This window comes from Sphingomonas sp. FUKUSWIS1 (assembly GCF_000733135.1).
GTDB classification, from domain to species: Bacteria; Pseudomonadota; Alphaproteobacteria; order Sphingomonadales; family Sphingomonadaceae; genus Sphingomonas; species Sphingomonas aerolata.
Genome location: NZ_JPJC01000127.1, coordinates 1 through 8,529, shown reverse-complemented (window position 1 = coordinate 8,529; position 8,529 = coordinate 1). Strand labels below are relative to the sequence as shown.

Here is an 8,529-nt window from a genome sequence, read left to right as displayed (position 1 = left end):
CGCGCCCGCCGGCGCGACGATCGCCGGGCAACCGCACAGCATCGCCTCGAGCGGCGGGAGCCCGAAGCCTTCGGTGCGCGACGGAAAGACCTGCGCATGCGCGTCCATATAGAGCGCGCGCAGCGTCGCATCGTCGCAGCGGCCGACGAACAGCGCGTCGGGCGGCGGCGTCAGGCCAGCCGCGTCGAGCGCTGCGCGATCCGCGCCGACCACGACGAGCTGCAACGGCGCCAGCGCGCCATCGGCAAAGGCCTCGAACACGACGTGGTTGTTCTTATAAGCCTTGGGGCTGCCGAACAGGAGCACATAGCGCCCCGCGGTGAGCCCCAGTCGCGCCAGCGCGTCGCGGTCGGACTCGCCGTCGAGAATATGGTCGACGCCGTTGTGGAGGACTTCGGTCATCCGCCGATCGACCACGCCGAGCAGGTCGAGCATCTGCCGGGAATAGGCCGACACGGTGAGGACGGCCGCGCTGCTGCGCGCCATGCGCGGCACGAGCAGCCGGTATCCGACGCGCTGCCGCCATGGATAGGAGCTGTCGGGAAAGAGGAACTGCGCGTCGTGGATCAGCAGGATCTTGCGACGATGCCGGATCGGCGCGAGGTTGGCGAGGTTGACCAGCACGCCGTCGGCCGCGCGCGCGGGCAGGACGAGCTGCTCCCATCGCTGCGTATCGCCGTCCGCCTGCTCGACGAGTTCGATCGCGCGCAGCACGGGCTGCCATTGCCGCCGCGCGGGTATCAGCAGGCGGGCCGGCGGGCGACGTTCGGGCGGCATCGCGGCGAGCAACGCGTCGACTTCGCGGATGAGGCGATCGGACACGCGGTGCACCCCGTTCATCCCGCCCGCATAGAATTTGCCGTTGAAATAGATCGGCGTCGCGGTGCTGCTCACATCCGCTCGATCTTGCGGGGATCGAGCTTGCCACGGGTCAGGTCGGCAAAGGCCAGGACATTGCCCCACAAACGCCCGCGCCGATCGACATGCGCCTCGGGCCACAGGCTGCGCACCAGATTCGCGATGACGTTCGCGGTCATCAGCCGTTCGCCCAGCCGCGGCTGCATCGTACCCTTCCGCTTCAGATAGACGATGTTCGCGATCTGCGAATAGCCGAGCTTCTTGCCCGGCGTGCGGCCGGACTTCACGCCCATGTGTACACCGGTGATCGACGCGGACGAAACCAGTCGGCCGCGTCGTCCGATCTGCGTCGTGAAATCGATATCCTCCTGCCAGCCATAAAGCGGCAGCGCCTCGTCGAAACGCAGTCCGGTCGCGGCACTCAGGCGGATCGCCATGTTGCAGCCATAGAGCGCCTGACGGTCGCGCAACACGGGATCGGGGCTGGGATCGGGGCTGGCGGCACGCGCCGCGACGATCGCCAACGCGGCCTCGACGCTCAGCCCGCTCGAGTTGATGCCGTCGGCGAGCAGGTCGCCGGTGATCCCGACAATCGCGGGATCGCTTTCGAACACGCGCTCGACCATTTCGAGATAGTCGGGCGCGGGGACGAAATCGTCATCGAAGAAGGTGACGAACGCCGCCGCGTCGCCGATCATGTCGAGCGCCGCGTTGCGCTGTCGGCACAGGCCGCGTCCGGCGAACACGATCTCGGGCTGCACCGGGCTTTCCGCGACACCCTCGACGTCCTGCGGCGAGACCGACACGACGATCACCCGATCGGGCCGTCGCGTCTGTCGTTCCAGCAGATCGATCGTTCGACGCGTCAGTGACGCCCGACCGACCGTGGCCACGACGACATACATCAAAGCCACTATTCGCCCCCAAGCAATATCCAGCATAGCTGCTTGACGACTTGTCTTGTAACGTACCTTCTATTCAAGGCAAGCATGTCGCTTACTATTACGGCTTGTAAAATCTTTTGTACAATTTGATAAAATAGAAATACTTTATTTTCATAATGATGATGTTAGTCGCGGACGACATGTCTTTTGGTTCGGGGATAATAATGACGGACCAGCTGCAGGAATTGGTCATCAACGGGCGCTTCTTGATGCAGCCCACGACCGGCGTTCAACGCGTTGCACGTGAAATCACACGCGAGATCGATCACCTCGTTGCGAACGGCGACGTGCCGCTGCGCGTCCGCCTGGTCTGCGAAGCCGATGCCGATATCGGCGATCTCAATCTGCGCGCGATGCAGGTGGAACGGACGCGTCACGCGCATGGCCATGTCTGGGAACAGTTCGTGCTGCCCCGCCATGTGAAGGGCGGACGCCTGCTGTGCCTCGGCAATACCGCACCGATTGTGACGCTGCTCGGCCGCAAGCCGGTCGCGTTGATGATCCACGATCTGTCCTATCGGCTGTTTCCCGATGCCTATCGCCGTCATTACAAGCTCGGCCATGCGTTCATGCTGCCGTTCCTGTTGCGCCGCGCGGATCCGATCGTGACGGTGTCCGAAACAGAAAAGGCAATGTTCACCAGCCTGGTGCCGGGCGCACGCCACCGCCTGATCGTCGCACAGAATGGTGGCTGGCGGGCCGGCTGCGACGCGCGTGCGGCCCCGCCGCCCGATATCGACGCGCCCCGGGGCGACTATATCCTGTATGTCGGCTCGCTGTCGCATCGCAAGAACATCGCCGGGGTGCTGGCGGTCGGCATCGCGATGGCGCGCGAACGCGGCATCGCGCTCGTGCTGGTCGGATCGTCCGGCGCGTTCCTGTCGCCGCTCCCCGTCAGCATTCCCGACGACGTCAGACATCTGATCCGCCTCGAGGGTCAGGTCGAGGATCTCGGCCGGCTCGGCGATCTGTACCGCAACGCGCGGTGCCTGTTATTTCCGTCCTTCTACGAAGCCTCCCCCCTCCCCCCGCTCGAGGCGATGCATTTCGCCTGCCCGGTGGTGGCATCCGACATCCCGTCGATGCGCGAGCGGTGCGGCGATGCAGCGGCTTATTGCGATCCCTATGATCACGACTCGATCCATCGTGCGGTGGTCTCGGTGCTCGACGATCCCGGTTATGCGCGGATGCTCGCGGGTCGCGGGCTGGCACAGGCGAGCCGATATTCCTGGCGCGAACAGGCGCGCACCATCCTCGCCGCGATCTTCGATCTCCAGACCGTGCAACCGGGTCAGTAGGACCCCTTGGCCATCAGGACCGCGGGTGCGGTCATCAGGATGATCCTGAGATAGAGCGACAGCGACTGCGACCGGCAATAGGCGACGTCGAAGGCGACCCGGCGCTGATAGGAGACATCGCTGCGGCCGCTGATCTGCCACAGCCCCGTAATCCCCGGACGCGACATGCAGTAATGCTCGAAATACCGGCCGTAGCGCCGCTTTTCCGCCTCGACGATCGGCCTTGGCCCGACAATGCTCATCTCTCCACGCAACACGTTGAACAGCTGGGGCAATTCATCCAGGCTGCTCTTGCGCAGGAAGCTGCCGACGCGAGTGACGCGCGGATCCTCCTTGAGCTTGTGGCTCAGTTCCCATTCGAGCCGGGCCTGGGGGTCGGACGCCAGCAGATCGGCCAGCAGCGCCTCGGCGTTGACCGCCATCGAGCGGAACTTGAAGCACCGGAAATAGGCGCCGCCATAGCCGATGCGGCGCTGCGCAAACAGGATCGCCCCGGGGTCACTGACATAGACGGCCGCGGCGATGACGAGGAGCAGCGGCGCAAAGAAAAGCAGGGCAACGAGCGCGAGCAGAATGTCGAAAAGCCGCATGAGGCGTCGTTCGACAGAAATGGCTGGCGGTGCCGGGCTGCGCTCAGCGCCATATTGAAGAATTTCCCCGCGTGTCGCCACAAAACCCCCCACGGTGATAGCAAAGCGCATTTGTTCTTCTGCGATGCAACACAAACCTTCCCTCTATGTTGCATTCAATAAGGCAATGTAATTGTATAAATATTGCGCTTCTCGAGTCTTGATCTAATAATACAATCTTGTTTTCTGAATATCTACAATCATTCTATAGACTTCATCGGCAAACATAAGGCCGAGCATATTGTAAGTATCTAATAGATGAGCCCCGCTGCCTTCATGAGAGTTTTGACGGGCCCCACCATTAAGCGCCTGCTGAAACTTCATATTTTCTGAGAATGGTCGAGGGTCGGGCAGGCGCGGCGGTCCGCCGGGGCCGAGGCACGGTCGACGACATCCGGCGCGCGCGCTTGGCGGGACGCGGCCTCAGGGACGATGCGGGCGGCCCGTCGGACGGTGCCGCGCGCGCGCCTTAGCGGTCGGTGCGCGGCCCGGCTGTGCTGCCGCGCACCACGAGCGTATGCGCGAGCGTCGTCTGCCGCCGCGGGCATTCGACGCCGCGCAGTATGTCGACGAGCAGCTCGACGGTACGCCGGCCGATCATCCCCTTGGGTTGCGCGATGGTGGTCAGCGCGGGCTGGAAATAGCGTGCGAGCGGAAGATCGTCGAACCCCATGACCGACACGTCGCGCGGACAGGACAATCCGGCCTCGCCGATCGCGCTCAGCGCCCCCAGCGCCATCTCGTCGCTGAAGCAGAAAATCGCCGTCACCCCGGCGGCGAGCAGCGCACGCGTGGCCACGAACGCCGACCCCGCGGAATAATCGCCGATCTCGACGTGCAGCGCGTCGCGCAGACCGCGCAGCTCGGCCGCCCGCAGCGCACCCGCCAGACGGTCGCGGCTGATCGGACTGATCTCGGGGCCGGTGACGACGCCGATCGCCCGGTGGCCGAGATCGGCGAGATGCGCGATCGCCTCCGCGCTCGCCGCCGCATTGTCGATATGGACGCTGGGGACGCCGAGATCCGCACTATATTCGCAGCCATTGACGATCGGTGCGGCACCCCCCTCCCGCGCGAGCAGCGACGCCAAGCTGTCGGGGAGCCGATGGCCGAGGAAGATCAGCCCGTCGACCTCGCGACGCGACAGCATATCGGCATATTGATCCTCGACCGCGGAATCATGCCGCGTGTCGCCGACAACGACCGAATAGCCCGCGTCGCGCGCCGCCTCCTCTGCGCCGCGGATGACGCTGGCGAAGAACGGGTTCGAGATGTCGGGGACCGTCAGCAGGATCTTGGCGGCGCGCAGCGTGCGCAGGCTGCGCGCGGCGACATTGGGGGCGTAGCCCGACGACCGGACGATCGCGAGCACGCGCAGCCGAGTCTTCTCGGACACCTGATCCGGTCGGCTGAGCACGCGCGACACGGTTGCGGTAGAGACGCCAGCCATCGCGGCCACTTCGATGATCGTCGGCATCGCCGGGTCATGGATCCGGCCGCTGCCGCTGTCGACCGATAACCGATGTAATCCTTTACATCGATGCTTCGCCGACCTAGCCTTATGTCAGACAAGCAGCAAAACTGCGGTTGAGAGGTGGCGAATGGCGGTAGCGGACGATCTGGGAACGGCCCCCTTGCGCGGTGTCGACACCGCGGCGGGCGGCATGCTCACCGCGCGCCTCAGTGCGCTGATGTTCATGCAGTTTTTCGTCTGGGGCGCGTGGAACGTCACGCTCGGGCTGGCGATGCAGACCGTCGGGATCGGCAACCTGATCGGCAATGCCTTTTCGGTCGGTCCGATCGCCTCGATCGTCGGCTCTTTCCTGCTCGGCATGGCGGCGGCGCGCTATGTCAGCCCGAAGATGCTGATGGTCATCCTCCATCTCGTCGGCGGCGTAATCCTGTTCGTGCTGCCGTCGTTCGTGACGCCCGAACGCGGTGCGAGCTTCGTCTGGCTGCTGCTCGGCTACATGATCCTCTACATGCCGACCGTGGGGCTCGCGAACACGATCGCACTCAAGAGCTTTGGCGATCGGACCGACAATTTCCCGTTCGTGCGCGCGTTCGGAACGCTCGGCTGGATCACCGCGGGGCTGATCATCGGCTGGGCGGGACTGTCCGCCAGCCCGCAGATCTTCCGCGTCGCGGCGGTCGTCTCGATCGCGCTCGGGCTCTACAGCTTCACGTTGCCCAATGTCGCCTCCGACGCGCCGCGTGACGAAAGCGTGCTGCGCCAGGTCCTGTGCGTCGAGGCCTTCGGTCTGCTCCGCCAGCGGTCATTCCTGATTTTCATGACCTGCGCGACGCTGATCTCGATCCCGCTCGCCATGTATTACGCCTATGCCTCGCCCTATGTCGGCGCGACCGGCATCACCAATGTCGGCGGCACGCTCGCGATCGGGCAGATGTCCGAACTGGTCTTCATGTTCTCGATGCCGTGGCTCTACCGCCGGTTCGGCGTGAAGCCGCTGCTGCTGGTCGGGATGATCGCCTGGGCGGCCCGCTACGCGCTGTTCGCGATCGGTGACGGCGGGTCGAGCCTCTGGGCGGTCTATCTCGGCGTCGCGCTGCACGGCGTCTGCTACGACTTCTTCTTCGTCGCGGGCGCGATCTACACCGGCACGATCGCGACGCCCAAGGGGGTGAACGCACAGGCGCAGGGGATGCTGACGCTGTTCACCTATGGCGTCGGCATGCTGCTCGGGTCGCAGATCGGCGCGATGCTCTATGCGCAGCTGCCCGCCGCCCCGACCATCGCCGACTGGCAGCATATGTGGTGGTATCCCGCGATTGCCGCCGCCGTGATCGCGCTGCTGTTCCAGATCCTGTTTCGCGACGATACCCGACGGGAGATTGCAGCATGACCGGACTGCGCGGACCAGCCATCTTTCTCGCCCAGTTTCTCGGCACCGAGCCGCCGTTCGACACGCTCGACGGACTTGCCGAATGGGCTGCCGGACTTGGCTATGTCGGGGTGCAGATCCCCTGCACGTCGCAGCTGATCGACCTGTCGCTGGCTGCCGAGAGCAAGACCTATTGCGACGATCTTAGCGGCCGGCTCGCCGCGCATGGCATCGCGATCACCGAGCTGTCGACGCATCTCCAGGGCCAGCTCGTCGCGGTCCACCCTGCATATGATGCGCTGTTCGACGGGTTCGCCCCGCCCGAGCTGCACGGCAAGCCCGCCGAGCGCCAGCAATGGGCGGTCGAACAGGTCAAGCTGGCCGCGCGTGCGAGCGCCAATCTCGGCCTGTCCGCGCATGCGACCTTTTCGGGCGCGCTTGCCTGGCCCTATGTCTATCCCTGGCCGCAACGCCCGGCCGGGCTGATCGAGGAGGCGTTCGCCGAGCTCGCGCGCCGCTGGACCCCGATCCTCGACGTGTTCGCGGAGGCCGGCGTCGACTGCGCGTTCGAGGTGCATCCGGGCGAGGACCTCCATGACGGCGCGTCCTGGGAACGCTTCCTTGCCGCGGTCGACAACCATCCGCGCGCGCGCCTCCTGTTCGACCCGTCGCATTTCGTGCTGCAACAGCTCGACTATCTCGACTTCATCGACCGCTATCACGACCGGATATCCTGCTTTCACGTCAAGGATGCCGAGTTCAACCCGACCGGCCGATCGGGCGTCTATGGCGGGTATGAAAGCTGGGTTGACCGCGCCGGCCGGTTCCGTTCGCTCGGCGACGGACAGGTCGATTTCTCCGCAATCTTCAGCAAGATGGCGCAATATGGCTTTGCCGGCTGGGCGGTGCTTGAATGGGAGTGCGCGCTCAAGCGGGCCGAGGACGGCGCGCGCGAGGGCGCACCGTTCATCCGTGATCACATCATCCGCCTGACCGAGCGCCCGTTCGACGATTTCGCCGCCAGCGGGATCGATCGCGCATCGATCCGTGCGATCCTGGGACTGGCGGAGGACCGCGCATGACCCGGCTGCGGCTCGCGATGGTCGGCGGCGGCGAGGGCGCGTTCATCGGCGCGGTCCACCGGATGGCCGCCGCGCTCGACGGCGACTGGGACCTCGTCGCGGGTGCGTTCAGTACCGATGCCGGCCGCAACACGCGTACCGGCACACAGCTCGGGCTCGCCCCGGCACGCGTCTATGCGTCGTTCGAGGCGATGATCGCCGGCGAAAGCGCGCTGCCCGCGGACATCCGCGCGCAGGCGGTCGCGGTCGTCACGCCCAACCATCTCCACGCGCCGATGGCGATCGCCGCGCTCGACGCGGGCTTCGACGTGTTGTGCGAAAAGCCGATGGCGATGAGCGTCGCCGAATCGGAGGCGATCGCTGCCGCCGCCAAGACCAGCGGCCGGCATTTCGCGCTCGCCTTTACCTATAGCGGCTATCCGATGATCGAGGAGGCGCGCGCACGCGTCGCACGCGGCGATCTTGGCGCGATCCGCCTCGTCCAGGTCGAATATCTGCAGGGCTGGCTCAGTTTGCCGATCGATGGTGACGGCAACCGCCAGGCCGAGTGGCGGACCGACCCGGCCCGTGCCGGGCTGGGCGGCTGTCTCGGCGATATCGGCACGCATGCCTTCCACCTCGCCGAACATGTCTGCGCGCTGCGGGTCGAGGCGGTCTCGGCGGATCTGACGACGCACGTGCCGGGCCGCCGGCTCGACGACGATGTCAGCGCGATGCTGCGGTTTGAGGGCGGTGCGCGCGGCATGCTGAAGGCGAGCCAGGTCGCCGCCGGCGAGGAAAATGCGCTCACGCTGCGAGTCTATGGCGAGCGTGGCGGGCTCGAATGGGCGCAAATGGAGCCGAACACGCTCGTCATGCGCTGGCTCGACCGCCCC

8 protein-coding genes are annotated in these 8,529 nt (G+C 65.6%); 4 read left to right on the top strand and 4 right to left on the bottom strand.

The features are described 5' to 3' along the window. Together sphsw_RS08850 and sphsw_RS08845 are read right to left on the bottom strand one after the other, a co-directional pair. Positions 1-894, bottom strand: an 894-nt coding sequence (locus sphsw_RS08850) for a glycosyltransferase family 4 protein (protein ID WP_042466940.1), incomplete at its 3' end; no start/stop codon positions are given. Next, entirely contained in the window at positions 891-1,763 is an 873-nt protein-coding gene (locus sphsw_RS08845) for a glycosyltransferase family 2 protein (RefSeq protein ID WP_031440289.1), read from the bottom strand. The genes sphsw_RS08845 and sphsw_RS08850, both read right to left, overlap by 4 nt. 203 nt (positions 1,764-1,966) lie before the next feature. On the opposite strand from sphsw_RS08845, the gene sphsw_RS08840 reads away from it, so the two are divergent. Next, positions 1,967-3,100, top strand: a complete 1,134-nt coding sequence (locus sphsw_RS08840; RefSeq protein WP_052380891.1) for a glycosyltransferase family 4 protein — start codon at positions 1,967-1,969, stop codon at positions 3,098-3,100. On the opposite strand, the gene sphsw_RS08835 is transcribed toward sphsw_RS08840, so the two are convergent. Both sphsw_RS08835 and sphsw_RS08830 read right to left on the bottom strand, forming a co-directional pair. Next, positions 3,094-3,690, bottom strand: a complete 597-nt coding sequence (locus sphsw_RS08835; RefSeq protein ID WP_042466930.1) for a sugar transferase — start codon at positions 3,688-3,690, stop codon at positions 3,094-3,096. The genes sphsw_RS08840 and sphsw_RS08835 overlap by 7 nt on opposite strands. 508 nt (positions 3,691-4,198) lie before the next feature. Further along, the gene (locus sphsw_RS08830) at positions 4,199-5,206 is read right to left on the bottom strand and encodes a LacI family DNA-binding transcriptional regulator (RefSeq protein ID WP_031440287.1); all 1,008 of its coding nucleotides are present in this window, start codon (positions 5,204-5,206) and stop codon (positions 4,199-4,201) included. A gap of 124 nt (positions 5,207-5,330) precedes the next feature. Here sphsw_RS08830 and sphsw_RS08825 point away from each other — a divergent pair, with 124 nt between their 5' ends. From sphsw_RS08825 to sphsw_RS08815, 3 genes are all read left to right on the top strand, one after another. Further along, a complete protein-coding gene (locus sphsw_RS08825; protein WP_235188335.1) occupies positions 5,331-6,593 on the top strand; it encodes an MFS transporter in 1,263 nt (420 codons plus the stop codon). Next, positions 6,590-7,654 (top strand): sugar phosphate isomerase/epimerase family protein, encoded by a 1,065-nt coding sequence (locus sphsw_RS08820; protein WP_031440285.1) that lies wholly within the window; start codon positions 6,590-6,592, stop codon positions 7,652-7,654. Before sphsw_RS08825 ends, sphsw_RS08820 begins: the two co-directional genes overlap by 4 nt. After that, positions 7,651-8,529, top strand: an 879-nt coding sequence (locus sphsw_RS08815) for a Gfo/Idh/MocA family protein (protein WP_031440284.1), incomplete at its 3' end; no start/stop codon positions are given. The genes sphsw_RS08820 and sphsw_RS08815, both read left to right, overlap by 4 nt.